This window comes from Bacillus sp. SJS (genome assembly GCF_000732485.2).
Classification (GTDB): Bacteria; Bacillota; Bacilli; order Bacillales; family Bacillaceae; genus Metabacillus_B; species Metabacillus_B sediminis.
The window spans coordinates 49780-73447 of the sequence record NZ_JAQV02000020.1 but is presented as its reverse complement, the minus strand read 5'-3'; the positions used below and the strand labels follow the sequence as shown (position 1 = coordinate 73447).

Genomic DNA, 23668 nt, shown 5'->3' with positions numbered 1-23668 from the left:
ACGGAGGGATCCCAATTGAGTCAAAACTATTATAATATGTGCTGTCAGCATCATGGCAAGAATGTGCGAATCAATGACCGTTTCGGCAATGTACACACAGGGAGAATTGTCAACGTAACACGAAGCAGGGTTTACATCCAGCCAAATGGCCCACGTCCGCGCGGAGCTTTCGGAATGGGCTTTTATGGTGGAGGCTATGGATATTATCCATATTACCCTGCTTATGGAATCGGCTTAGGTTTTATTACTGGATTTGCTCTTGGCAGTTTGCTGTTCTTCTAATTGGATCGACTCATAAAAAGGGCCCGATTAGGGGCCTTTTTTTGTACCTTATTCATTGAATAGTAAGCTTCCATATTGATTTTTAACTTTGCTGATTGGAGCGGAAGGCGTGAGACCCCGCAGCGGCGAAGCCAGGAGGAGGCTCGCCGCCCGCCCAAGGGTAAGCGAACGCCTGTAGCGAAAATCAACAGCCAAGTTTAATAGAGCTTAAGAAAAAAGAGACTGAATTCAGTCTCTTTTTTTAAATATGCTCACTGATCATTTTGTAAATGGAAACAATTTCTTCGGTCTTCATTCGTACCAGTCCGCTTGAAGAAGGTGCAGCGAACTCCCTTACTCCGCTGATTAGCGGATCTTTCTGGAATCCCCAAGGAGCTTTTTTCGCACTTCTGTACTGAAGATATACACCTTTTCCCACAAAACATACAATGCCAGGCTGATAGATTTTTATTTTATCCATTAATTCCAGCCTGCCTTCTGCATATTCCTGTTTCGTAATCTCCAAAGCATTTTTTGTCGGCCTGTGGACAATGTTTGTAAACCCGAACCCTTTTTTCAAAAGAGTATAATCCTCTTCCGGCTGATAAATTCGGTCCGTAAGACCTGCTTCAAAAAGAATTTTCCAGAAACGGTTTGTCCGATTCGCATAATGATGTCCAGTAAAGCCCGATTGAATACTTGGATTAAATCCTGTAAAAAGAATCTTCAAGCCATAATCAAGCAAATCCATCGGTCTTTCCATCTCTTCACCTGCTATAATTTTTTTACCTGGTCAAAATATTCCTCAAGGGTCAGGTTTTTGTCATGAAGAGTTTTAGCCGTTTTCTTCCCTACATATCTTAAATGCCACGGTTCAAATTTATATTCCGTAACCGCAACTTTATCATTCAAGTAACGTACAACAAAACCGTACTTATAAGCATTTTCTTTGACCCATTTGCCTTCAGGGGTATCTCCAAATTCCTTCACAAGCTCCATATTGACACTTTTGCTGGAAATATCCATTGCAAGTCCTGTTTGATGCTCACTTTGGCCTGGGGATGCAACAGCTTCCTCCGCTTTTTCTTCCCCTTTAGCTGCAATTTCCTGGTTTAGGATATTTTCCTGTCTATCATAGGAACGGTATCCCGAAACCGCAAATAATTCCAAATTACTGTCCTTTGCACCCTTGAATAGCGATTCAAGAGCCCTGGCGGCCGGTTCTCTCACATATTTCTGGGGAATGTCGGCATCACCGAACGAGAACGGTACATTAGGGACAGTCAAATCCTTAGGTTCATAATGTCCGGGAAGAGTGTTGTGCTTATTTACTAAAACGAGAAGATTATCAGGATTAGAAATCACTTTTTTCCCATTCACCGCTTCAATCGCATTAAAATATTTTCCTTCGAGTACCATTACATCAGAGGTCTCGCTTTTGGTTTTTGAAGAAGGTTGTTCCACTTTTTCAGCCTGTTTGTTATCTGCCATTGGAAATGTGCATGCGCCTGAGAAAATAACCAGCGGTACAATAGCATAGGCGAGCCTTTTTTTCATGTCTTACTACCACCCTAGATTGTAAAGTTTCTGTTTTCAGCAAAGTCCATTGTATCATTATTACCAAAAAAGAAAAAAACTATATTTGCCAATTAAAAAGATGCCCCTTTTGAGGGCACCTTCACTTGTTTCTATTTTTGAATAGCAGCCTCCAAGGCTACTTCAATCATTTCATTGAACGTAGATTGACGCTCTTCAGATGTCGTTTCCTCACCCGTAAGAATGTGGTCGCTTACCGTAAGAACAGATAATGCTTTCCGTCCAAATTTTGCAGCAATTGTATAAAGTGCAGAGGATTCCATCTCTATAGCCAGTATTCCGTATCTCGCCCACTTTTCCAGCTCAGCATTTTCATTATAGAACATGTCCGCTGTAAATACGTTTCCTGCGCGGAGCTGAAGTCCTTTCGCGATTCCCGCATCATATGCTCTCTTTAATAGATCAAAGTCTGCAGTTGGAGCATAATCCACTCCGCCAAAAGTGATTCGGTTCATTTGCGAATCAGTTGAGGCACTCATGGCGAGAATGACGTCTCTTACTTTAACGTCCTTTTGGATCGCGCCGCACGTCCCTACACGAATCAGCTGCTGAACATTATAGCTTGAAATCAGTTCATTTACATAAATGGATATGGAAGGAACGCCCATTCCAGTTCCCTGAACCGAAATCCGCTCTCCTTTATAAGTGCCTGTAAACCCTAGCATCCCGCGGACTTCATTATAGCATTCCGGATTTTCAAGGAATTTCTCAGCAATGTATTTGGCCCTCAGCGGGTCTCCTGGCAGCAGGATCGTTTCCGCAATTTGTCCTTCTTTAGCTCCTATATGTACGCTCATGTAAAAATCCTCCTCTATTGCAACTGTAGCATCTTCTGCTATATCCACATTGTACTTTGATTGAACAAACTATGGAAGCTGTTTTCGAGAAAGGTATTTAGGCTTTATGACAAGTACGTTTCCTCTTGCAACGTACTTTTTCATGCTTTTAATATATTTCTCGAAAATCCAGACAGAGAAAAAGTAAAATGGAAGGTATACCATAGAAATCTTAACCATCTCAAAGAAATACATGGAGAATCTGTTAAAATCATGAAACTTTTGAAAGAAAACAATTTCAGAGAAGCTAATGAGCAAACTGACGAAATAAAGGTTGAGCAGATGAAAAAAAAACTGGCTTTTGCCTTTATAAAACAGTTTTTCGAGTTCCTTTTTGACTAAGAGGGCTGAAAGCGTTGAAATGGCACCAAGTATGCAAATGATCGTGAGAAGCATTACAAAATCCCCTTTTTTTGTAGGTAGACAGATGGGTTATACACACAGAAAACGCGTCAATGCAATTAAGTTCCGGCCATTAAACTGCATACAGACATGAACAGGAGGCCGGCTGAAGAAATTCAGGCTCCTGCTATCATCTATAATGTGCACAAGCAGCGAATAAAAAATTCGCTGCTTGTTCTGCTTACCTCACATGAATACGATTAATTTTTTTCCATCCTCCAGAATGAAGCCTATAGTATTCCTGACCCCTTCTGCCTTCATCTATAAACAGAATGTCGCCTGTTTGTATAAATCTGGCGGTATAATCAGCCGGAACCGTATCATGAACATTAAATAGTCTAAAGGTTTTCTCCAAAGCATCTTGATGATCTTTCGCTTCGGTTTTAAAACTGTACACCAGCTTATAGCCTTTTGTATCACCTGAGACCTGAGTCTGAAAAATAGATATGTCCATCATGCGCAGTTTTCTTTTTACCATAAGCAGCTGATCTTTCATCTGAATCCCTCCGCATCATTTTCACTATGTATTAGCGATAAGATGCCGAAAGTCCTTCAGCAAAACCAAACTATTTTTGTCGAAAATTATGACTGGCGCGTTCATATAATCTTTTCAGGGCAATAAACCAGATCAGACCTGCACAGATACCCGCGGTTATGTCCGAAACATAGTGAACGCCGATGTACACTCTGCTGACTGATATGCTGATAACAAAGAATATCATAACCGCTGTAATAATCGGGCGGTATTTCGGAAAGAACCGGATAAGGAGGTAACCGGAAAATGCAAAAATAGCAGCTGAGTTCATGGCATGGCCGCTTGGGAAGCTGTACGTATTTTCTTCCATTAATGGATTGAACGATGGTCTTTCTCTGTCAAATCCATTTTTCAAAAGCCAATTAAACAGCCTTGAGCCAGTAAAGCATATGAATAAGAACATTGCTTCTAATGCCCGCTTTTTATAGGCAAGAATGATGGATAAGACAATCAATAAAGGAAAAATCGTTTTTCCTGAACCAAATTCGGTAAAGAAAATAAAATAATCTGTGTACCATGAAGCCCGGTTGTATTCAAAAAATTTGACCATCCACTGATCGGCAGGCGTATACCAGCTTGAGTCATAGATAGCAGCCAGCACGATAAAGATTATGAGCAAAAGAGCTGTATTCCTGATGTCTTTCATGTACATGCGACCTTTCCTATTACAGTATTCATCTACGTTACCCATATTTTCGCATCAGTAAAACAAAAAAGCCAGTTTCCCCAAATGAATGGCAAAACAAGCTTCCGGGCAATATTTTAGCAACTGTTTGGGCACCCCCGCCAAATAGGATAGAGCCTATTTGCGAAAAGAAAAAACAGCTGAGCTTAGTTAGCTCAGCTGCCTGTCATTTAGCTGAAACGCTGGATCGTTTGTTTAAGAATACCAGTCAGCTGGGGAAGATCATGTTTTGTTACCGACATTCTAACAGCTGTTTCATCTGTTTCAAGCATTTCTGAGAACAGACCGGACAGCCCTCTTGCTTTTCTGTCAATTTCAAGGACCATTTCAACCCGTTCATCCGTCACATCGGTAAAAACGACATCCAACTCATCCAATTTCCCTCTGAATGGACCTTGATACGGGAAAAATTCAAATTCTTGAACGAATGGAAGCCGCCTTCTTAATCTTGCAGATGCCGCTTCGTTTTCTGCATTTCTCAGCTGAAATCCAAGCTCACCAAGGGTATCAAAAATTTTCTGCTGGAGAGCACCCGGGTGTACATGGATGGCATCCTGGTCAGTCGGATCAACCGCATTTTTAATTTCAAGGCCTGTGTGAATCCAAATTTTTGACTGACCGTATGTAACAGGAGTATCTGACGGCAATACAAAGCGGAACGGAATTTCTTTATGTTCATCCGGCATGATGACGAACGGTTCATTAATTTTCACTTTTGAAATAACCGCTGTCTGGGTGTATTTTTTGTCATCTGATTCCTTAACGTAATTGGTCATGACGGAAAGGTAAATTTCCGCAATTTCCTGCTCTGTTTTACCGCCTTTAATCGCGACAATTCCCTGAACATCTTCCCCTGCCCTTACATTTACGTCATGCAGACGGGTATCCACTTTCGCTGCACCAATTCCAACGCTTGCAAATACTTTGTTAAAAAAAGACATACTGACTCCTCCTAATTTCTTTGGTTATTAAGATCTTTTTGAAGCTCATCTATTCTTTCATACGGAGAATCAATCTGAAGCATTCTTCGCAGGATAAGCCGGGTTCCTGAATCAATATTCAATTCCTCTTCCCAGGGCTTTTCCTTCTCCTCTCTCGCAGAGTAGCCGGAATAAAGCAAGAAAAGCAGAAAGTGCCCTAAAGCATAGAAATCGCTTATAAATGAGATCTCTCTGTATCTCTTTTTCTTTTTAAAGAAACTGAATTTTTGTTTATCCCCTATGTTTCTAGCCAGACCAAAATCGATAATATGAATATCCTGGCCATCAAGCAAAATATTTGGAATCCGTAAATCCCTGTGCACAATTCCGCGCTCATGAATAGAGGCTAAAATTGCCGTGATTTTTGCAAGAATAGCTATAGACTGCTCTTCTGTATACACATGACCCTCATCAAAAATCAATTCTTCAAACGTTCGCCCATTTTTAAATTCCATTGCAAGATACATATGCCGGTCGACAACGAATTGCTCATACAGCTCAGGAATTTGTATATTTTTTAAGGATCGAAGAATTAAGGATTCCATTTCAAAGGAATGACTCGTTTTGCGCTTTCGGTTTCTAGCCTGCTTAATAAGCACTGTGCCGCCGTCATTGATTTTCCGGGCTTTATAGGCGATTCCGTAGCCGCCTTCCCCCGTCTTAGACTCGATCTCATATTTACCTTTCAGCACAAATCCCTTTTTGAGTTCGATTGCGTTCATTTTCAGCTGCTATATGAACGGGAGCCGCTTGAGCGGTGCTTTTTCTTATAATAATGGTGGCCATGCTTTGACGGATGCTGCCCAAATTTTCCTCGCTTGTATCCGCTGCTTGAACCGTGCTTATGCTTATTATTTTTGGATAAAAGAGAATCTAATATTTTTTTTATCATCATCATTCTCCTTTCTATTTCTTAATACGGAGCAGAGTGAACCTAAGTTTCATATTTATCATACAATATTTTAGTGCAGCGCAGCCGGTTAGGAGGAAAAATCCATGAAGAGGTCCGAGACGGCATTAAACCGCTTTCGAATACTTGAAGAAGAGAAAGAAAGCCTGTACACTGCTCTCCAAAAAAAGGTACATGCAAAGCAGCAGCCTTTCGTTACTGCGGGTGATGAAAGAGACGTGATCCAGAGAATCAAAAGTGAAACAGCTATTTGCAACGTGTCAAATTTGACACGCACTCAAAGTTATCTCATGTTTCATTCCCAGTATCCGGAGGTACATTGGGCGCTGCTCGCGCATCTTGTTTCAAGAAACGGAGGATACAGTATGACAGATCTGAAATCATCCTACATAGGTCCTTTACTTCACCAAAGCGAAAAAAACGATTTATTTCAGATCCTTGAGATAATCAATGCAGCCATTTTTCTCGATGCCTATCCACAGCTTCTTTTATATGAAGAAAGCAAAAAAAGGAACAGGAACCTTTTTCATCTCCTGCCCGCTTTCCGCGTTTCCGCGTTTATGGAACCGATTTGGTCCTGCTTTTTTCAAACCGGTAATTCCGCTTTGCTTACAAGAGCCCTTATTACAAATGAGCAGTCCATGATTGAGGAAAACATCCTGTCAGGCAAGTCTGCGTCCATCTTTAGTAATCTAAAATTTTCGTTTCAGGAGAAATGGGGATTAACTAATATACTCTTTCCATATAAAAAACACCATAAACAAAAGCAACATTCTCTTGCCGGAATAACGGTAACCGGCTTTCAATCCCTTTCGGAGCGGATCAGGACCGGAAAAAAACTGTACCACATACTTTTTCATCACCGGAAAATTCACGAGTCTATATTAGCTTACTGCAAATCTTCCGCCCACACAGGTTCAAGAAGCGACTATTGGCCGCATTTGTTTTCATCATCCAGAGACCCATTCAGACTCACAAGTCCTTATCTTGCCGATGCCTGGCCTATTATCCCAGGGCCGGAAAGTATAGAGAAAGATTGGCTTTTGCAGCTTGGAATTCCTGAAGGATTTGAGCTTCCAGAAACGGAAAAACTACAGGATCTAACGAATAAAGTGATGGCCGATCTTCTGAAGCTCGCCCCGATTTCAGCCATTAGCAAAAAATTGTTCCGCTAATCCAATGGGGGATGCTCATCTTCAAAATTTTCATCAATGATGCATTTGACGAGAAGGTAATCAAACATGATATCCGCTAGGACTTCCAGCTCTTCTGTGCCCGGTATGTAGCCTCTTTTTGTTAATTCCGAATAGAAGAATTCTGCAATTTCCTCTGTATCTATCACGACTTCCATTTCTTTCATTATCTCGCCCCCCTTTCTATTTCATATGAAAAGAAGAGCAAGCTTATGTCTGAATTAGAACAAGTTTTTTTGGAATAGAGCAGCTTTCCCCTGCATATCTTTTTGACAGGACAAGCTTATGAGGGGGAAAATAGATGAACAGGATTATTAAATGGGCTGATGGAGAACAATTTGATCATATTTTGATTGCAGGCGTACGTTTATTATTTACAGTTGCCGTGATTGGCTGTCTGCCTTTTATCACGTGGAACATGGCGGTCATGCTGCTGAATTCCTTGTGAATTAATTGGACTTGAACCGTTTGAGACTGTCCATGACCATTTGCATCATTTCCTTGTACTCTGAATCTCCAAACTGCATATACAGCAGTTTATAGTCGTTGTAAATATCCAGCAGGTCATTAATCAGCTGGCCTGGCTCTCTCTTTCTTTCAGGCTTTTCGAGAGAATAAGAAAGTCCGCTGGATTTAGTGCCCGAAGCCTCCTCTTGCGCTTCACTTTCTGCACCCTCTTTGTTCAGCATAAGCATAATTTGATGAAGAGATTTTTCTGCCTCATTGTTGCTCATCACAAGCACCATCTCTTCTTCAGCTGCTTCAAGCCATTCCCCGTCAGCCACCCTCATCAATTCATATACCATGTCCTCCCATCCATCCTCGAGGTATCTCCAGATCTCCGTTCTTAATCCAACAATTTTAAAGAGATCATTTCCGTACCCGCTTACATGGACGAGATCGCCGATCGCAAATTGGTATTCTACTTCAATCCGTTCAATTTCAAAAATTTTGCCTTCATATTCTTTATAGAAAGAAAGGGCACTCTCAAAGAAAAGAACATCCCCATGGTTGACCTCATAAAGGAAGGACTGGTTCAGCTTATAAACATTTGTTACGGTGCCAACTGTTCCATATAGAACGATTACAACGACTTCTCCCATTTTATACTTAGGATATTTTGAGGTCATGCCCATTCTCACTCCCGCACTCTGAAAAGTTATGATAGTATATGCGGGTCTTTCGTATTCGCATGGGCAGTTCACACAGGGTCGAACGGTTTGATTTTTCAGCTTCCGGTACTGCTGTAATTTTTCAATCCGAGCAGCCAAAACAGATAGGCGACTGTCATCGCAGCGGCTGCTGTGACCGGGGCTGTAATGGCAACCGAAACATAGCCTTCCCGGTCCAGAAACCATGCTGCCGGCAAAAAGGCAGTAAATCCGTAAGGTATGATCCACGTCAGGAAAAACTGCAGTCCTTTATGGTAAATAGTCAGAGGGTATTTAGCAAAGTCGCTTAGGTTAAAAACTGCCCACAGCACTGGCATGCTGTCTGTCATCCAAAAAGACAGGGAAGCAAAAAATAAATTAATGGCTACGAAGATGACACCGCTCGAAATGACGAGCACAATGAGCATCATGAATTCAAAAAGACCCCAGGAAAGGTGTAAATGCGGGATTGCCGTTCCAAGTATAATCCATCCGATCAGCAGCTGTCCGAAGCCGTCTTGCTGCAGCCTGTCTGCACATACGTGAAAAAAGGGATTAATCGGACGAATCAGCAGTCTGTCCAGCTGGCCGGGTTTAATATATTGCCAGCCAAGCGTCCATAAATTATCAAAGAAGATATGGTGGATCGCCCTTCCGCTCGCCGCAATCCCATAAATAAACAGGAGTTCATAGAACGACCATCCATTTAATTCTTGAATATGGCCAAAAACGACTGCCAGAAAGAACACCCCGGCAGCTTGCTGCAACGCGACAGAAACCATTCCAATCAAAAAATCAATTCTATATTCAAGCATCACTTTTATATGATTTTTAGCAAACAAATAATAAAGCTTTGCGTATCTTTTCATCCCAGCCTCCTATCCGCCGAAAATGGTCACTTTTTTAATGGCCTGGTTCCATAGCACGTTAAGCAAAATATAAAGTGCTGCAGCCCAGATCGCCTGAACAGCAATCGTCCAATAAATATCCGTACCGGTAATCTGTCCTGTATAGATGGCAACCGGTGAAAAAACCATCGCCTGAAACGGCAGAGCAAAGGATATCGATTGAAGCCATGCAGGAAAGAGAGTGATCGGAATCAGCGCTCCCGAAAAAAAAGTAATGACACCTTCCTTCAACACTTGTACCCCCCATATATTCACCGTCCAAAATGCAAGGATTCCGATCAGCATGTCAAAAAAAGTTCCAATCCACAATCCAAGGGCTGCACTGGCTAGAAAAAAGATCAATTGCAACGGACTGCCTGGCGGATTTATTTGAATAACGAAAAAGGCAATAAGCCCCATTGGAATCGTTTCCCTAATGAAAAAGGATGCTTTTTGGCCAAAATCCATGAAAATCATTTTAAAAAGATAATGATACGGTCTCATTAATTCGACTGCGATTTGCCCCTGCTTAATTTCCCTTGCCAGTTCGTTTCCTGCTCCTGAAACAAATCCCTGCACAAACATTGCGACAATGATATATGTAAGCATTTCCTTTAAAGTCAGCTGTCCAATTGAATATTGATTTTGATAGACGGCGTGCCAGAAATAAAACATAATCAGCAGCTTTAAGATGACGGTGGCCATGCTCGCCCAATACCAGGCGCTGTATGCAGCACTGATTTGCATAGAGGATTTAGCAAACATCCAGTATTTTCTCATTTTTACTCACCTTCCTTAAAGCCCCCGGTTGTAAATTTCTTCGATAATGGTTTCAATTTTGGGATCCTGAATCGATAAGTCGGTTATTTTGTTTTCTTTTAATACTTCAGCAATGACATCCGATCCTTTTATTTGGTCATTTGAGAAGGATACGATCGCTTTGTTCATTGATTCGCCTTCCTCAAGACGCCATTCTGCAAGATGGCGAAGTGGTTCAGGAAGTGCAAACGGCTGCATTTGATCCAGCTCAAAATGAACCTCTCTTTTTGCTGAAAAACGCTCCTTGATTTCGTTCAGACCTCCATCATACAAAATCGTTCCTTGATCGATTATGATAATCCGGCTGCAAATCTCCTCAATATCCTGCATATCATGGGTCGTGAGCAGGACCGTCGTCCCCCACTTTTCATTCATATCCCGAATGAATTTCCGGATTTTCACTTTGACCGCTACATCCAATCCGATTGTCGGCTCATCCAGATACACAACCTCAGGACGGTGGATGAAGGCCGCAGCCAGTTCACAGCGCATTTTTTGCCCAAGAGAAAGCTGCCTTACGGGAATTCCAAGCAGGGCATCCAGCTGCAGAACATCTGTAAAAAGCTCCATCGTTTCATTGAATTGCTCTTCCGGCACCTCATAAATCTCTTTTAGCAGATCGAATGATTCACGGACCGGAATATCCCAAAAAAGCTGTGTTCGCTGACCAAATACAGCTCCAATCTGCTTTGCATTTTCTTTCCGCTGTTTATATGGAATGATTCCATTGACCTTTACCTCTCCAAAGGATGGAGTCAGGATTCCCGTGAGCATTTTAATGGTTGTAGATTTCCCGGCACCGTTCGAGCCGATATACCCCACCATTTCTCCTCTTTGTATATGAAAGCTGACACCCTTAACCGCTGTCTTTTTCTCGTACTTACGGTTAAAAAGTGATTTAAAAGCACCTCTTAAGCCAGGATCCCTTTTTACTAGTAAATATTCTTTTTCTAAATTTGTTACGTGAATCATCTAATCCCCCCGAACACACTTTCTGTTAACGCTTACAAATTATAAGTTTTGTTCCTTTTATTGTAAACGAAAAAAGACCGCAAATTTGCGGTCTCACGACGGATTATCTCGCTGTTTCCGATTTATAAAGTTCCCAGGCTTCATCAAATACCGACATATTCTCCATATAATCTGCGCTGAGTTCCAGATAGTCGGAAATCTCATGATAAGCATCGGATGATTTTGGAAAACTATGATCCATATAGGCAAGATTTGCAAAGCGGCTGATTTCATCCTTCGGTTTAGGATGCCTGAATTTCATCAGGTAGTGATAAAAAGACTTCATACATTCTCCCCCGCTAAATTGGCTGATTGGATTTTATTATATCCTGTTCAGAGAGGGAGTCAATCTTTCTGGTTTCATGCTAACTGAAGTCAAAGTAGTTTTTCTTTAAAATTCTTGGCTCTGCCATTAGCTGTTTATAGTCAATTGTATCCCCAAGATTTGATGTCCGGATCAGGAAGAGCTGATTTTCTATTTCCTTCACGACCGTCTCTTCCTGATAGACCATTTGGCAGGCTAAACAAATAACCGATGGGGCATCTGTAATCTCGATCGATCTCGTTCCATCAGGCAATTCCCAGTAAACAGGAAGTTCAGCCGTTTTCGTTTTGTCAGAACCGCACCATTCACACGTCATCTTGCTCACCCTGTGCTTTGCCTTTATGCTGCTGTGCCTGGTATTTTTTCTCCTTCAGTTCATCTCTTTTTTCACGTTTATCCTTCAGGGATTGGTGTGCCGGATTGCTGCTGTATTGGTTTCTTCTTTTCAGCCTCGCTAAATCGACAGGTGTAAGCGTGAGATGAGCCTCCTCATGGATGCCCGCAATACCTGCTTTCGATTTTTTCGAATCCATGTTTCCATATATGGATTCGAAGTATTCGTCTGCCGTTCCAGGTACATAATTCTCAGGTTCAGGATAAGACGTGATCACTCCTTCGAAATTGCGAAGCACTGTTTTAGCGGGGCTTTGAGAAATGAGGTAATTTGGCTGCAGGGTAATCTTTCCGCCTCCGCCAGGTGCATCGACAACGAAGCTTGGGACCGCATATCCGCTCGTATGTCCTCTTAATCCTTCGATAATTTCCAGTCCCTTTGATACTGGAGCTCTGAAATGTCCAATCCCTTCTGAAAGGTCGCACTGATAAATATAATACGGCCTCACGCGAATCATCACGAGGTCGTGCATAAGTTTTTTCATAATCGGAACGCTGTCATTGATTCCTGCCAGGATGACTGCCTGATTGCCGACAGGCACACCTGCATCTACGAGCATTTCGCACGCCTTTTTGGACTCCTCCGTGATTTCAATGCTTGTATTAAAATGCGTATTCAGCCAAACCGGATGATATTTTTTTAGTATATTGCATAGATTTTCTGTAATCCGCTGAGGAAAAACAACCGGGGCTCTCGTTCCGATCCGAATGATTTCAACATGGGGTATTGCCCGTAAATTCTTCAAAATGTATTCCAGAATACTATCGTTGATTAAAAGCCCATCTCCTCCGGAAATCAGCACATCTCTTACTTCCGGGGCAGAGGCGATATAAGCAATCGCGTCATCCAGCTGCTTCTTCGGAACACCCATTCCGATCTGTCCGGAAAATCTCCTTCTTGTACAATACCTGCAATACATGGAGCATTGATTCGTGACAAGAAATAATACACGGTCGGGATACCGGTGCGTAAGACCCGGCACAGGTGAATCTTCATCTTCATGAAGCGGATCTTCTAAATCATATTTCGTTTTATTCAGCTCGCTTCCGATTGGTACGGATTGCATCCGGATCGGGCATTTAGGATTATCTTGATGCATGAGCCAGGCATAGTAGGGCGTAATATTTAAAGGGATCGTTTTCGCTGATATCCGAACCCCTTCCTCTTCTTCAGGAGTCAGGTTTATGACCTGCTTTAAATCATCTGCCGTTCGGATTGTATGGGTGAGCTGCCATAGCCAATCGTTCCACTTTTCTTCCGGGACGTCCTTCCATAGACTGATATCCTTCCAGTGCCTGTTTGGTGCATAGAGCTGCTGAGCCATTGATTTCCCCCCTCTTGCTTTTACCTACAATAGATGCAGATACATACACAAAGTTGCCTACCAGATGCTTCGCTTTACCTTGAAAGGTCCTTCCACCATATATTCATATTTTCAATAGAAGAATAAATGTAGCAATTATTCGCAAGCCGTCCTCCATATGTGTAGCCGCATTGATGCAAGGACCGGTTCATTCCAAAGGATCTTGCGCGGGATAATGAATAAGCAGAATAAATGCCGTTTTTAACAAGCCTTTCCTCAAGCGCATATATCAAATGCTGAAGATGCCCCTGTTTACGAAAGGCAGGCAGCGTCCCGCAATCGGTTATTTCCGCATTCAAGTGGTTCGCGTCAATTTCAGCGGAAGCCGCACTCACGATTTTCCCCGCATCCTCCACGACCATAAAATAAGCAGACGAACTCATTGACTTCTTTATATAATCCGGTTCCGTAATAGGGACAGGATAAACATCGAAAATTCCTCCATAAAAAGAAGCGAGCTCCTCTGCATCCGTAAGCGCTGCTTCTCTTAAGCCATCGGGAGGCAGCGGGATGCCCCGATTAGGGGTCTTATGGAAAACCTCCTCAAGTAAACGGTCTTCGTTTACCCATTCATCGGTTTTTCTCCTGGTTTCAGAGAAATATTTTGAAAAAAACCAGCATGGCTCTCCCCTAAAAAATGAACCCGCTGCACCTTCCGCTTCCATTCCTAATGCCAGTGCCGGAAAGCAGTCCGAAGCCTTTACCTTCCAGATCAATTTTTTCACGGACCTTTTTTTGCATTCTTTAACAAGCGTCTCATACAAAAAGGAAAAATTCCCTGCATAATCGTCGACCCTGCACCGTTCATTGTAATCATCAAAAACAACCGCTGCAGTTCCTTTCAATCCAGCCTCAATGACCTCTTTCATTTGAGTTATCCCCCAATTAACATGCTTTTGACTGGCTGTCCTGCAGAAAAAGAGCAGGAAGGCGCTTTAATTCAAGCAGCAGCATCGTTTTCTGATGTCTGTTCCACTCTAACCCAGCAGTTGGAATGGCAGGATTAGACCCAGTCTCTCCATGAAAGAACCACCCTAAAAAGGCGGCTCAGGTGTCGTATAGCACGCTGTTTATTACTTCAAGACCCTCCATTAATTCTTCATCAGAAATGACCAGCGGACAAAGGAAGCGGATGACATTGCCGTATAGTCCTGCGCTCATTAAGATAACCCCTCGCTCATGAATCTTCTTCAGCAGATTGGCCGTTTGGTGTTTGTCAGGCTTCTGGCTGCCCAGTTCCGTTATTTCTACAGCCGCCATAGCTCCAAGCCGTCTTCCTTCTCCTATAAACGGCAACTCCTCTGTCCATTTCCGGTAATACATTTCTATGGTTTCGCCGATCTTTTCCGACCGTTCAAGAAGCTTTTGGCTTTTTATCATTTTGATAACCTCTAGAGCTGCTCTGCATCCAAGAGGACTTCCCCCGTATGTGCCGCCAATCTCCCCGATTTCAGGTGCATCCATTAGCTCCGCTCTGCCCGTCACGGCACTGATCGGCAAACCGGCAGCGATCGATTTTGACATCGTCACAATGTCCGGAACCACCCCAAAATGCTCGATTCCAAACCATTTTCCCGTTCTGCCGAATCCCGTTTGGACCTCATCCGCGATAAATAGGATGCCGCTTTCTTCACAAATCTGCTTCACTTGCCGGACAAAGGAAGCGGAGGGAATGACAAAGCCTCCCTCGCCCTGAACCGGCTCCATAATAATGGCTGCAATATCTTCCGCGGGAACCTCGGTCAAAAAAAACGTTTCAAGCTGCTTAATTGCCTGCGCGTCAATTTCTTCTTTGGATTGCCCAACTGAATGAAAGTAATAAGGGAATGGGAGTTTATAAATATCAGGAGGAAATGGGCCGAAACCATTTTTGTATGGCTTCACCTTGCTCGTAAGCCCCATGGCCATATAGGTTCTCCCATGGAATCCTCTTTCAAAGGAAACAACAGCTCTCCGTCCGGTAGCTCTTCGCGCAATCTTCACTGCGTTTTCGACTGCTTCGGCTCCACTGTTCAAAAAGAAGGTTTTTTTATGGTGGTTCCCCGGTGTAAGCCGGTTCAGCTCTTCGGCCAATTCAATATACGATTCATAAAGCAGGACGTGAAAGCTCGGATGAATGAACAAATCAAGCTGCTCTTTCAGCGCCTTCACGACTCCATCCGGACAGTGTCCGGCATTTAATGTCCCGATTCCTCCTGCAAAATCCAGGTACGTATTTCCTTCCGCATCGGTTACCTGAGCCCCCTTAGCGTGAGTGATGAACTTGTTCATCACATGAAAAGGTCCTCTCGGAACGTGCTGTTTTCTTCGTTCCATCAGCTTCTCAGTCGCTTTGCCTGAATCAGCATGAAGCGAAATGAATTTTGTCAATTTGACTCCCCCTTCGACGTTCTGCACCATTTTAAAGCAAAGAGAGCCATTACCTTCGCAGCCTGAATGACATTTTTCACCGGAATGTACTCATTTGGATGATGAGCAGTTTCCGTGATGCCGGGCCCAAACACAATCGAGGGTATGCTGCCTGCTGCTGAAATCATACCCGCATCAGTCCCCCATGGTGAAGCCTCCATAACCGGCTGCTCCCCTGTCACTTCCTTAAAGCTTTGAACGAGGCAGTCAATGAGCAGATGATCCGGTTCCAGCTCATTTGGAAGCCACCTGGCTCCATACCACTGCAGCTCTGCGGGATGATCAGCGAACCATGGATCAAACCCAGCCAGCCGCTCTAAATATTCCTGCATCTCTTGTTGGACCTCTTCCATTTGTTCATTAGGTGCAACACCGCATCTGCCTTCGAGAATGACACGGTCCGGGACGGAGGATGGCCAGTTGCCTCCGGTTATTTTTCCAATATTGATTGGTATGGGAATAGGTGTGGACGCATAAAGAGGATCTGTAATCCGGTCATTACGCACTTTTTCGAGCTCCCGAATGTGGTTCATGACCATCATCGCCTTCTCAATGGCTGAAACTCCTTCATACCTCGTACCGCCGTGAGCGGATTTACCGTGCACAATTACTTTGAACCACATCGAGCCCTGCTGCTTTGGGAAAATTTTCATATTGGTCGGCTCAGGGATAATGGCTGCATCCGCTTCCCAGCCCCTTAAAATGGCATCCAATGTACCTGCTCCGCCACTTTCCTCTTCAATCACACTTTGAAAAATAATGTCTCCTTTAATAGAAGTCTGACATCTGGAAATCGCTTCCAGCGCCATCAGCATCGAGACGTTTCCGCCTTTCATGTCTGAGGTTCCTCTTCCATAGACGTTGCCATTCTCAAGCTTTGGAAAGAAAGGCTCTCGATCCCATTGCTCCAAATCTCCTTCAGGCACAACATCGATGTGGCCGTTGAAGATCAGTGATTTTCCGCCTCCGCTGCCCTTTAGGACGGCGGCAATATTTGGACTTTCTTTAAAATTCGACCTAGTTGAATAAAAATGCCGGTGCGATTTGAGTTTCTTTCCTCCAGGCTCCCATATGTCAATTTCAAGCCCGATCTGTCTGCATTTTTCCAAAACAATCGCCTGGGCAGAGGCTTCGTTTCCCTGAGTGCTTGGCTGCTCCACTAACTTTTGCAGCAATTTAACCGCACGATGCTGATTGTTATCCAGCCACTGGCAAATCGCCAATTGCTCCTGATCCATGCAATCATCCTTCCTATGCTTGTAATTCAGGTGAAATAATTAACGAAGCCCCCGTTTTGCGGATGACTTCCTCAACGGAAAAAGATTCCATAACCTCGGTCAGCATAAGTCCTGAATCTGTTACATCCAGTACCGCCATTTCCGTAATGATCCGGCTGACACATTTTTGAGCTGTTATCGGCAAAGAGCATTGATCCACTATTTTAGGCCGGCCATGCTTGTCTGTATGGCTCATCACCACGAGAACCTTCCTCGCTTTTTGAGCAAGCTCCATCGCTCCTCCCATTCCGGGAATCGTTTTTCCGGGTACAATCCAATTGGAGAGGTCACCGCTCGAACTCACCTCAAGAGACCCCAGTATGGTCATATCAATGCAGCCGCTGCGAATCATCCCAAATGCCGCTGCAGAATCAAAGTAGGATATCCCTTTTCCTTCAGTAACCGGAAAACCCGCCGCATTGCAGAGCTCCCACTCTTCCTCGCCTGGAGGAGGCTCAGGGCCCATCCCCAAAATTCCGTTCTCTGCCTGGATCATGACCGGAAAGTCCATAGGCAAAAAATTCGGTACGAGTGAAGGAATTCCAATGCCTAAATTAAGCACCATTCCCTTCTCCACTTCCTGTGCAGCCCTTTTGGCAATGCTCAGCTTTGTTTCTCTTCCCATACCCATTTCCAATTCACTCCCTTGCTTTGCACAACCGTCTGGATAAACACACCAGGCGTGATAACCTCATCCCCATTCATGTCCCCGGCGTTTACCAGTTCCTCTGCCTCCGCGGCCGTGTAATCAGCAGCCATCGCCATAAGCGGATTCATATTACGTGCGCTTTTGCAGTAACTGAGGTTCCCCCAATTATCTGCTTTGCCGCAATGCAGGATAGCTGTATCGGCTCGGATGGCCGTTTCCAGGAGATACGATTTCCCTCCTGACTCAATCAGCTGCTTACCATTCCTCACGTATTCATTTTCCAAACCAATATCTGTTAAAATCCCTCCAAGGCCTGTACCTCCGGCGCGGATTCGTTCAGCAAGTGTCCCCTGCGGCGAAAATTCAACCTCAAGCTTCCCCTCGGTCATCAGTTTTCCGGCAATCGGATTTGATCCAATGTGGGAGGCCGTCAGCTTCCTTGCTCTCCCCGCCGTAATCAGCCTGCCCGCTCCGATATCAGGAAATCCTGCATCATTACAGATAATATGAAGATCCCGGATACCTTTTTCTAAAATGGCGTCAATAAGGAGAGGGGGCGAACCTACTCCGCCGAACCCGCCAATCATAAGCGATGTCCCGTCTTTGACTGTTTTTACCGCTTCCTCTGCCTGACGGATCTTACTGTATTCCTCCATCCCTTACCCCTCCTTTTGCCATTGACTAAATTGGATGCACGTTCTTTTAAATCGCTTAAGCAACTCCGCTGTTTCCTGAATGGTAATGGTGAGCGGCGGAGCAATTATCACCGCATCTCCGTCCCCGCCATCGACTCCCGCACTTGCAGGATACAGAATAAGGCCGTTTCTGAATGCAAGCTCCACCAATTTGGCCCCCGCCTTCAGGTGCTTTGGAAAAGGAGTCATGTCATTGGGATTGTTCACTAATTCGATCCCTATTAAAAGTCCTCTTCCTCTCACCTCTCCTATAAAAGGGAATGATGGCTGCATGTCTTTTAGCTGCTCCTGAAGATGCTGGCCCTGCCTTGCTGCCTGTTCAGCAAGGCTATGCTTATCCATATATTTCAGTACCGCTAAGGCGGCTGCCGCTGATTGGGGATTTCCGCTATGCGTATGGCCGCTCATGATCACACGGCTGCCTTCCTGAAATGGCTTCATCACTTTATCGGAGGCAACGGCGGCCGCGATTGGGCTGTAGCCCGCACCCAGCCCTTTGCCAAGCACCACTATATCAGGAAGACAATCCCAGTGTTCGATAGCCAGTACCTTTCCGGTTCTCCCCATCCCTGTCATCACCTCATCCGCAATAAACAGGACATCATACCGGTCGCAAATCGCCCGGATCCGTTCATAATATCCAGGCGGCGGAGTGAGACATGCTCCTGCCGCGCCAACAATTGGTTCTGCTATAAACGCAGCTATATTTTCGTCTCCCATTCTCCTAATTGAACGCTCCAGATCATCGGCACACATGAGATTGCAAGATGGATAGGCTTGCTGGTAGGGACACCGGTAACAATAGGGCGCTGAAACATCCGGATTTGAGGCAAGGTGGTCCGTAAATCTCACCCGGCGCTCAGGGTATCCGGAAAGTGACAGGGCCCCCATTGTAATTCCGTGATAGCTCCGCCAGCGTGATAGAATAGCCGTTTTAGACGGCCTCCCCTTTTCCTGCCAGTACTGAATCGCCATCTTCATTGCCGTTTCCGCGGCCTCAGACCCGCTGTTTACGAAAAAACTCCAATTTAAATCGCCCGGCAGCAGCTCTGCAAGCTTTTCCGCCAGCGCCTCGGCTGCCTTGCTTGTAAAATGGGAACGGTACACAAATGAAACTTTTTTCGCCTGTTCATTCATTGCTTCCGTAATTTCTCGTACCCCGTGCCCAATGCTGCACGTAATCGCACCTGACGATCCATCCAAATACTCCTTGCCATCCGCACCATATAAATAAACGCCCCTCCCAAAAGCAATTTCCGGAAGCTGCTCGTCTACAAGAGGCTTTATCAGATAACTCCTCTTCACCCTTCATCCCTCCCGATCGCCAAACCATCTATTTTTACATTGTATGTATGAATTCTGCTGTTTATTTCAGGAGGTTGGGCGGATTTTATGGGAGAGTACGAGCATGAAAGACTGAATATGGACCTGGTTCGGCCCATCAGTCTCTATTTCTATGCCCAGCTGCTTTTCTTTACATGGTGAAGACAAACAGAAAAACCCGCTGGCTGCATGCTCCGGCGGGGTAAATTCAAATCAATTGATTATATGGTATTTGCCGGCACTGCCGGCCATTCAATTTCAAAGCCTAGATCCGTTAGCATTTTATGATCACTGGAACTTTCCTGACCTGCCGTCGTTAAGTAATCTCCAACGAAAATGGAGTTCGCCGCATACAATCCAAGCGGCTGCAGTGAGCGCAAATTGACTTCTCTTCCTCCTGATATCCGAATCTCCTTTGAAGGATTTACGAAACGGAACAGGGCAAGCACTCTGAGACAGTAGCGCGGATTGAGTTCGTTTGTTCCTTCGAGCGGTGTGCCGTCAATGGCATGCAAAAAGTTCACAGGAATGCTGTCTGCATCAAGCTCTTTTAGCTGAAAAGCCATAGAAATCACATCTTCCAGACTTTCTTTCATGCCAATGATCACTCCTGAGCAAGGAGAGATGCCGGCTTCCTTAACCGATTGAACGGTTTGAATACGGTCGTCATATGTATGTGAGGTTGTGATTTGCTCATGGTGCTCTTTAGAAGTGTTGACATTATGATTGTACCTGTCAACTCCTGCTTCTTTAAGCCTTTCTGCCTGACCGGGTTTAAGGATTCCGAGGCAAGCGCAAATTTTGAGTCCGTACGTTTCTTTTATTTCTCTGACAGCTTCAGCGACATGACCCACTTCTTTTTCCGAAGGTCCTCTCCCGCTTGCGACGATGCAATAGGTTCCTATGTTTAGATCAAAGGCTCTCTTCGCCCCATCGATAATCGACTGCTTGTCCATCATTCTGTATTTTTCGATAGGCGCTGACGAAACAGATGACTGGGAGCAGTAGCCGCAGTTTTCCGGACACAGTCCGGATTTCGTATTAATGATCATGTTGAGCTTCACTTTTTTTCCGTAGAAGTGCTTTCGGATGTGAAAAGCTCCTTGCAGCAGTTCAAGCAGGTCATCGTCCTCCGACTGCAATATTAGCATAGCTTCCTCTGTTGTTAATGTATCATTCATTTCAATCAAACTCTTGGCTCTTTCAATCCAATTCATTTTCATTTCCATTCCCCCTCTGCTTCATAATCGTAAAAAAAGACTTTCCATATGTCAACTTATTTATAATATGCGTTAACATTAAAAAACTGCCTTTTTATCGGCAGCCTCCTTGTATTAATCCTTCCATTCGATTAAGTTAGGGTGCGGATCCAAAATGGACTCATATTGCTCCTTTACCCCATAGTGGAAATTAGAATCCAGTTCTAAATATCTTTTGAATTTTTCAAGACGGTCTTTCTCTCTGGACCATCCGAAATGCTTCACTCGGATAGGAGATATAGCGTTTGGAAGCTGAAAAACGTTTTCAGGCATTCGCCCGCAGTGCAGAGCAGTTTCCTTCCATTTGTATGAAAATCCAGGTCTGTATTTTAATAGGAACGGGCGGAACACATGATGCGCTCTCCACATATGATCCTCGCGATAATGGGTTTCGTTCCAAAAGTCATATAGCCTGAAGGAGTGCAAATCGAATTCCTTGTTATGCATCAGCTTATTGAGTTCCTCACAAAATCCGTCTTCAAAAAATTCATCTGCATCCAGGCTCAGAATCCAATCTGGATTTGTGGCAATGGTTTCTTCCCATTGCTGTTTACGTAATTCGATTTCATTATGAAACTTGGATGCTTCATTTGTGACGATGACATAGGGGACGCCGCTTAACCTCTCCTTGCATATCTCAAGGGTCCGATCCGTACTTCCATCGTTGATAATAACGGCATGATCAATACATGAAGCATGATGCTCCAATACTTCCTTTAAAAATCTATTTTCTTCATTCCGGACAATCATAGATAAAGTCAGTTTGGGCTTATACTCTGATTTAATCCTGATCCTGGTTTTCTTGTGAGCCTTTAAAAAGAAATCATCTGCTCCCTCTAAATCCGTGTCACGGTAAATATGATAAGGAGGATAATGCGTATCTGCATAAAGCTTAAAGCCAATTGCTGCAGCCCTGATACAAAAATGCCGATCTTCTCCCCAAAATGAAAGGTTATAAATTTGACCGAAGCCGACACCCTTTTGAAGAGCTTTTCTGGAAAGCAGGGTACAGGCACCAAGTCCTCCTACTTCATAAACACCCGGCACTTTCATTTGGCTGATAAATTCATGAAAACGGGTAGTAGCTTCCTCATCCGAAAGCTGATCCCCTCTTCCTTTCTGATATTGCGTATATTCATCAGATAGCCATACTTGCGGCTGCTCCATCGAATCCGGCTGCCATCTAGTCCAGAATACTTCAGAAAGGATGTCTTTCTCCTGTTTAACCAAATGGGATATGGTCTCTGGATATAGCAGCAGGTCAGAGTCTACTAAAAACAAATAATCAAATCCCTGCTGATCGGCATACTGGATCATGCTATCTTTAAAAGCGGCTACCTTCCAAACAAGATGTTCATTCCAATAATGAGTGGAGTGGTCCTTTACATAAACATCTGAATAGGATGAGCGCTCAATTTTCACTCGTTTAGCCTTTTGCTGAAACTCGTAAAGAAGGCGGGTGGATTCAGGATCCTTATTGTCATCAATAAAGTAAAAACTGAGTTCCGTATCATCCTGATTTAAATGATCTAATGAGTAAAGGAATTCACTCAGAATTTCCGGTTTCTGATGAATCGGACTGCCAATCAGCACTTTATTCTTGCTCATTATGACTCTCCTTTTTGTTCTGAAGAGCGAAAACCTGCTCAAGGTAACGTTTATTATGCAAATATTGCGGATTTTCCGGGCGGATAGACCCTGCTTGTTCATTATGGTATTGGGACAATTTATAATCACCAAGCCTGTCATAGCAAACACAGAGCTGAATATGCGGAATCCAGTCGGCGTAGGCTTGATTCTGCATCCCCCATGAAGAAGCTAATACTCCTATCGCTGCTGCTTGCTTATACCAATAAATCGCTGAGTGGTAATCCATCTTTTCAAAAAACGTATAGGCCAGCCTGCAGCAGAATTCCGGTCTGGGAGATTCATATTTAAAGGAGCGCAGCACACTGTATATCATTTTCTCCTGATTGGATAATTCATGGTAGCAATCAGCTAATTTGCCGCATGCTGCTAAATTGTCTTCAATCCATCCTTTACCGTCAGAAAGAAATTTCTCATAATACTCCACTGCTCTTTCATACTGCTGATGGTCTTTTAATTCATTAGCAAAATAATATAAATCTCTCGGAGAAAACTTTTCTCCTTGTTTTAATCGATTTTCATAGATTCTCAGGTTCCGGTCGGAATCATGATGAATGCTGGCATGAGTTACAGCCGCGTCACTCGTAATAATGTGCCCGCCCACCTCCAAATATTCATGCACAGGACCAATCCATTTGAACCCCTTGCTTCTTTTTACTAAACGATTTCTTCTCAGCCTCATGACAGGTTTCCCATTTTCATCCATGGTCAAATTATAAAACATGGAGACGGAATCAACAGACGGGTCAAGATTCTTTTTTAATTGGCCTAATTTCTTTCGATCTTCCTCTAAAAAAATATCATCAGCATCAAGCCAAAGGATGTATTCCTTTATTGCTTTTTTAAATGAAAAATTTCGGGCTTTAGCGAAGTCATCTATCCATTTAAAGTCATAGATCTTTTTTGTAAACGATGAAACGATTTTTTTCGTTTGATCTGTTGAACCTGTATCGACAATGATGATTTCATCAACCAGATCTTTAACTGATTCCAGGCATCTGCCTATAACATCTTCTTCATTTTTTACAATCATACATAAACTGATCGTTACCATTGAATTT

At 43.7% G+C, this 23668-nt stretch carries 29 protein-coding genes; 3 read left to right on the top strand and 26 right to left on the bottom strand.

Annotated elements, in window-relative coordinates:
• The first annotated feature begins 36 nt into the window (after positions 1-36).
• On the top strand, positions 37-282 hold the full coding sequence (locus AS29_RS12065; protein ID WP_035406428.1) for a hypothetical protein: 246 nt from the start codon (positions 37-39) through the stop codon (positions 280-282).
• Between the two features lie 241 nt (positions 283-523).
• Here the strand turns inward: AS29_RS12065 and AS29_RS12060 are convergent, their stop codons facing one another.
• The 9 genes from AS29_RS12060 to AS29_RS21610 form a co-directional block, all read right to left on the bottom strand.
• Complete coding sequence (locus tag AS29_RS12060) at positions 524-1024, bottom strand: mismatch-specific DNA-glycosylase (RefSeq protein WP_035406329.1); 501 nt, start codon at positions 1022-1024, stop codon at positions 524-526.
• Between the two features lie 11 nt (positions 1025-1035).
• Positions 1036-1818: a M15 family metallopeptidase gene (locus AS29_RS12055; protein ID WP_082883836.1), complete on the bottom strand. Its 783-nt coding sequence runs from the start codon at positions 1816-1818 to the stop codon at positions 1036-1038.
• Positions 1819-1949: 131 nt separating this feature from the next.
• Positions 1950-2654, bottom strand: coding sequence for a purine-nucleoside phosphorylase (deoD, locus tag AS29_RS12050; protein ID WP_035406326.1), 705 nt, complete (start codon positions 2652-2654; stop codon positions 1950-1952).
• 69 nt (positions 2655-2723) lie between these two features.
• Complete coding sequence (locus AS29_RS12045; protein ID WP_035406323.1) at positions 2724-3089, bottom strand: hypothetical protein; 366 nt, start codon at positions 3087-3089, stop codon at positions 2724-2726.
• Between the two features lie 187 nt (positions 3090-3276).
• On the bottom strand, positions 3277-3591 hold the full coding sequence (locus AS29_RS12040) for a YodL domain-containing protein (protein ID WP_035406320.1): 315 nt from the start codon (positions 3589-3591) through the stop codon (positions 3277-3279).
• 70 nt (positions 3592-3661) lie between these two features.
• The gene (locus AS29_RS12035) at positions 3662-4276 is read right to left on the bottom strand and encodes a phosphatase PAP2 family protein (RefSeq protein WP_066099055.1); all 615 of its coding nucleotides are present in this window, start codon (positions 4274-4276) and stop codon (positions 3662-3664) included.
• A gap of 209 nt (positions 4277-4485) precedes the next feature.
• Positions 4486-5256 (bottom strand): sporulation protein, encoded by a 771-nt coding sequence (locus AS29_RS12030; RefSeq protein WP_035406317.1) that lies wholly within the window; start codon positions 5254-5256, stop codon positions 4486-4488.
• Positions 5257-5267: 11 nt separating this feature from the next.
• Complete coding sequence (locus AS29_RS12025; RefSeq protein WP_051860625.1) at positions 5268-6017, bottom strand: serine/threonine protein kinase; 750 nt, start codon at positions 6015-6017, stop codon at positions 5268-5270.
• Between the two features lie 2 nt (positions 6018-6019).
• On the bottom strand, positions 6020-6187 hold the full coding sequence (locus AS29_RS21610; protein ID WP_197491605.1) for a hypothetical protein: 168 nt from the start codon (positions 6185-6187) through the stop codon (positions 6020-6022).
• Between the two features lie 104 nt (positions 6188-6291).
• Between AS29_RS21610 and AS29_RS12020 the strand changes: the two genes are divergently transcribed.
• Positions 6292-7380 carry a DUF2515 family protein gene (locus AS29_RS12020; protein WP_051860624.1) on the top strand — a complete coding sequence of 363 codons (1089 nt, stop codon included), beginning with the start codon at positions 6292-6294 and terminating at the stop codon, positions 7378-7380.
• On the opposite strand, the gene AS29_RS12015 is transcribed toward AS29_RS12020, so the two are convergent.
• The gene (locus AS29_RS12015) at positions 7377-7565 is read right to left on the bottom strand and encodes a YozD family protein (protein WP_035406311.1); all 189 of its coding nucleotides are present in this window, start codon (positions 7563-7565) and stop codon (positions 7377-7379) included. The two genes, AS29_RS12020 and AS29_RS12015, sit on opposite strands and share 4 nt — an antisense overlap.
• 134 nt (positions 7566-7699) lie before the next feature.
• On the opposite strand from AS29_RS12015, the gene AS29_RS21405 reads away from it, so the two are divergent.
• Entirely contained in the window at positions 7700-7846 is a 147-nt protein-coding gene (locus AS29_RS21405; RefSeq protein WP_156505943.1) for a hypothetical protein, read from the top strand.
• A 1-nt stretch (position 7847) separates the two neighbouring features.
• Here AS29_RS21405 and AS29_RS12010 read toward each other — a convergent pair whose 3' ends face one another.
• The 16 genes from AS29_RS12010 to AS29_RS11935 form a co-directional block, all read right to left on the bottom strand.
• Positions 7848-8528: a hypothetical protein gene (locus AS29_RS12010; protein WP_035406416.1), complete on the bottom strand. Its 681-nt coding sequence runs from the start codon at positions 8526-8528 to the stop codon at positions 7848-7850.
• Between the two features lie 98 nt (positions 8529-8626).
• Positions 8627-9418, bottom strand: coding sequence for an ABC transporter permease (locus AS29_RS12005; RefSeq protein WP_035406309.1), 792 nt, complete (start codon positions 9416-9418; stop codon positions 8627-8629).
• A 9-nt stretch (positions 9419-9427) separates the two neighbouring features.
• A complete protein-coding gene (locus tag AS29_RS12000) occupies positions 9428-10216 on the bottom strand; it encodes an ABC transporter permease (protein ID WP_035406307.1) in 789 nt (262 codons plus the stop codon).
• 15 nt (positions 10217-10231) lie between these two features.
• On the bottom strand, positions 10232-11227 hold the full coding sequence (locus AS29_RS11995; RefSeq protein WP_035406305.1) for an ABC transporter ATP-binding protein: 996 nt from the start codon (positions 11225-11227) through the stop codon (positions 10232-10234).
• Between the two features lie 103 nt (positions 11228-11330).
• Positions 11331-11552: a YozE family protein gene (locus AS29_RS11990; RefSeq protein ID WP_035406302.1), complete on the bottom strand. Its 222-nt coding sequence runs from the start codon at positions 11550-11552 to the stop codon at positions 11331-11333.
• A 79-nt stretch (positions 11553-11631) separates the two neighbouring features.
• Positions 11632-11907, bottom strand: a complete 276-nt coding sequence (locus AS29_RS11985) for a YokU family protein (RefSeq protein WP_035406298.1) — start codon at positions 11905-11907, stop codon at positions 11632-11634.
• The gene (gene ablA, locus AS29_RS11980; RefSeq protein ID WP_035406296.1) at positions 11897-13309 is read right to left on the bottom strand and encodes a lysine 2,3-aminomutase; all 1413 of its coding nucleotides are present in this window, start codon (positions 13307-13309) and stop codon (positions 11897-11899) included. The genes AS29_RS11985 and ablA overlap by 11 nt, the downstream gene beginning before the upstream one ends.
• A 74-nt stretch (positions 13310-13383) precedes the next feature.
• Positions 13384-14217, bottom strand: a complete 834-nt coding sequence (gene ablB, locus AS29_RS11975; protein WP_051860623.1) for a putative beta-lysine N-acetyltransferase — start codon at positions 14215-14217, stop codon at positions 13384-13386.
• A 178-nt stretch (positions 14218-14395) separates the two neighbouring features.
• Positions 14396-15664, bottom strand: a complete 1269-nt coding sequence (gene gabT / locus AS29_RS11970; protein ID WP_231889935.1) for a 4-aminobutyrate--2-oxoglutarate transaminase — start codon at positions 15662-15664, stop codon at positions 14396-14398.
• Positions 15665-15714: 50 nt separating this feature from the next.
• Positions 15715-16995: a peptidase gene (locus AS29_RS11965; protein WP_035406290.1), complete on the bottom strand. Its 1281-nt coding sequence runs from the start codon at positions 16993-16995 to the stop codon at positions 15715-15717.
• 13 nt (positions 16996-17008) lie between these two features.
• Positions 17009-17665, bottom strand: a complete 657-nt coding sequence (locus tag AS29_RS11960; RefSeq protein ID WP_035406287.1) for a 3-oxoacid CoA-transferase subunit B — start codon at positions 17663-17665, stop codon at positions 17009-17011.
• The gene (locus AS29_RS11955) at positions 17638-18339 is read right to left on the bottom strand and encodes a CoA transferase subunit A (protein ID WP_035406284.1); all 702 of its coding nucleotides are present in this window, start codon (positions 18337-18339) and stop codon (positions 17638-17640) included. The genes AS29_RS11960 and AS29_RS11955 overlap by 28 nt, the downstream gene beginning before the upstream one ends.
• 3 nt (positions 18340-18342) lie before the next feature.
• Positions 18343-19683, bottom strand: coding sequence for an aspartate aminotransferase family protein (locus AS29_RS11950; protein ID WP_035406281.1), 1341 nt, complete (start codon positions 19681-19683; stop codon positions 18343-18345).
• A 239-nt stretch (positions 19684-19922) separates the two neighbouring features.
• Complete coding sequence (gene bioB / locus AS29_RS11945) at positions 19923-20918, bottom strand: biotin synthase BioB (protein WP_035406410.1); 996 nt, start codon at positions 20916-20918, stop codon at positions 19923-19925.
• 117 nt (positions 20919-21035) lie between these two features.
• Positions 21036-22568, bottom strand: a complete 1533-nt coding sequence (locus AS29_RS11940; RefSeq protein WP_035406278.1) for a glycosyltransferase — start codon at positions 22566-22568, stop codon at positions 21036-21038.
• On the bottom strand, positions 22555-23661 hold the full coding sequence (locus AS29_RS11935; protein WP_035406277.1) for a tetratricopeptide repeat-containing glycosyltransferase family 2 protein: 1107 nt from the start codon (positions 23659-23661) through the stop codon (positions 22555-22557). Before AS29_RS11935 ends, AS29_RS11940 begins: the two co-directional genes overlap by 14 nt.
• Positions 23662-23668 lie beyond the last annotated feature (7 nt).

Bases quoted from the DNA above. Each gene is read 5' to 3' on its own strand.
- AS29_RS12065 (WP_035406428.1), top strand. From the start codon at position 37: ATGTGCTGTCAGCATCATGGCAAGAATGTGCGAATCAATGACCGTTTC.
- AS29_RS12060 (WP_035406329.1), bottom strand. From the start codon at position 1,024: ATGGAAAGACCGATGGATTTGCTTGATTATGGCTTGAAGATTCTTTTT.
- AS29_RS12055 (WP_082883836.1), bottom strand. From the start codon at position 1,818: ATGAAAAAAAGGCTCGCCTATGCTATTGTACCGCTGGTTATTTTCTCA.
- deoD (WP_035406326.1), bottom strand. From the start codon at position 2,654: ATGAGCGTACATATAGGAGCTAAAGAAGGACAAATTGCGGAAACGATC.
- AS29_RS12045 (WP_035406323.1), bottom strand. From the start codon at position 3,089: ATGCTTCTCACGATCATTTGCATACTTGGTGCCATTTCAACGCTTTCA.
- AS29_RS12040 (WP_035406320.1), bottom strand. From the start codon at position 3,591: ATGAAAGATCAGCTGCTTATGGTAAAAAGAAAACTGCGCATGATGGAC.
- AS29_RS12035 (WP_066099055.1), bottom strand. From the start codon at position 4,276: ATGAAAGACATCAGGAATACAGCTCTTTTGCTCATAATCTTTATCGTG.
- AS29_RS12030 (WP_035406317.1), bottom strand. From the start codon at position 5,256: ATGTCTTTTTTTAACAAAGTATTTGCAAGCGTTGGAATTGGTGCAGCG.
- AS29_RS12025 (WP_051860625.1), bottom strand. From the start codon at position 6,017: ATGAACGCAATCGAACTCAAAAAGGGATTTGTGCTGAAAGGTAAATAT.
- AS29_RS21610 (WP_197491605.1), bottom strand. From the start codon at position 6,187: ATGATAAAAAAAATATTAGATTCTCTTTTATCCAAAAATAATAAGCAT.
- AS29_RS12020 (WP_051860624.1), top strand. From the start codon at position 6,292: ATGAAGAGGTCCGAGACGGCATTAAACCGCTTTCGAATACTTGAAGAA.
- AS29_RS12015 (WP_035406311.1), bottom strand. From the start codon at position 7,565: ATGAAAGAAATGGAAGTCGTGATAGATACAGAGGAAATTGCAGAATTC.
- AS29_RS21405 (WP_156505943.1), top strand. From the start codon at position 7,700: ATGAACAGGATTATTAAATGGGCTGATGGAGAACAATTTGATCATATT.
- AS29_RS12010 (WP_035406416.1), bottom strand. From the start codon at position 8,528: ATGACCTCAAAATATCCTAAGTATAAAATGGGAGAAGTCGTTGTAATC.
- AS29_RS12005 (WP_035406309.1), bottom strand. From the start codon at position 9,418: ATGAAAAGATACGCAAAGCTTTATTATTTGTTTGCTAAAAATCATATA.
- AS29_RS12000 (WP_035406307.1), bottom strand. From the start codon at position 10,216: ATGAGAAAATACTGGATGTTTGCTAAATCCTCTATGCAAATCAGTGCT.
- AS29_RS11995 (WP_035406305.1), bottom strand. From the start codon at position 11,227: ATGATTCACGTAACAAATTTAGAAAAAGAATATTTACTAGTAAAAAGG.
- AS29_RS11990 (WP_035406302.1), bottom strand. From the start codon at position 11,552: ATGAAGTCTTTTTATCACTACCTGATGAAATTCAGGCATCCTAAACCG.
- AS29_RS11985 (WP_035406298.1), bottom strand. From the start codon at position 11,907: ATGACGTGTGAATGGTGCGGTTCTGACAAAACGAAAACGGCTGAACTT.
- ablA (WP_035406296.1), bottom strand. From the start codon at position 13,309: ATGGCTCAGCAGCTCTATGCACCAAACAGGCACTGGAAGGATATCAGT.
- ablB (WP_051860623.1), bottom strand. From the start codon at position 14,217: ATGAAAGAGGTCATTGAGGCTGGATTGAAAGGAACTGCAGCGGTTGTT.
- gabT (WP_231889935.1), bottom strand. From the start codon at position 15,664: ATGGAACGAAGAAAACAGCACGTTCCGAGAGGACCTTTTCATGTGATG.
- AS29_RS11965 (WP_035406290.1), bottom strand. From the start codon at position 16,995: ATGGATCAGGAGCAATTGGCGATTTGCCAGTGGCTGGATAACAATCAG.
- AS29_RS11960 (WP_035406287.1), bottom strand. From the start codon at position 17,665: ATGGGTATGGGAAGAGAAACAAAGCTGAGCATTGCCAAAAGGGCTGCA.
- AS29_RS11955 (WP_035406284.1), bottom strand. From the start codon at position 18,339: ATGGAGGAATACAGTAAGATCCGTCAGGCAGAGGAAGCGGTAAAAACA.
- bioB (WP_035406410.1), bottom strand. From the start codon at position 20,918: ATGAATTGGATTGAAAGAGCCAAGAGTTTGATTGAAATGAATGATACA.
- AS29_RS11940 (WP_035406278.1), bottom strand. From the start codon at position 22,568: ATGAGCAAGAATAAAGTGCTGATTGGCAGTCCGATTCATCAGAAACCG.
- AS29_RS11935 (WP_035406277.1), bottom strand. From the start codon at position 23,661: ATGGTAACGATCAGTTTATGTATGATTGTAAAAAATGAAGAAGATGTT.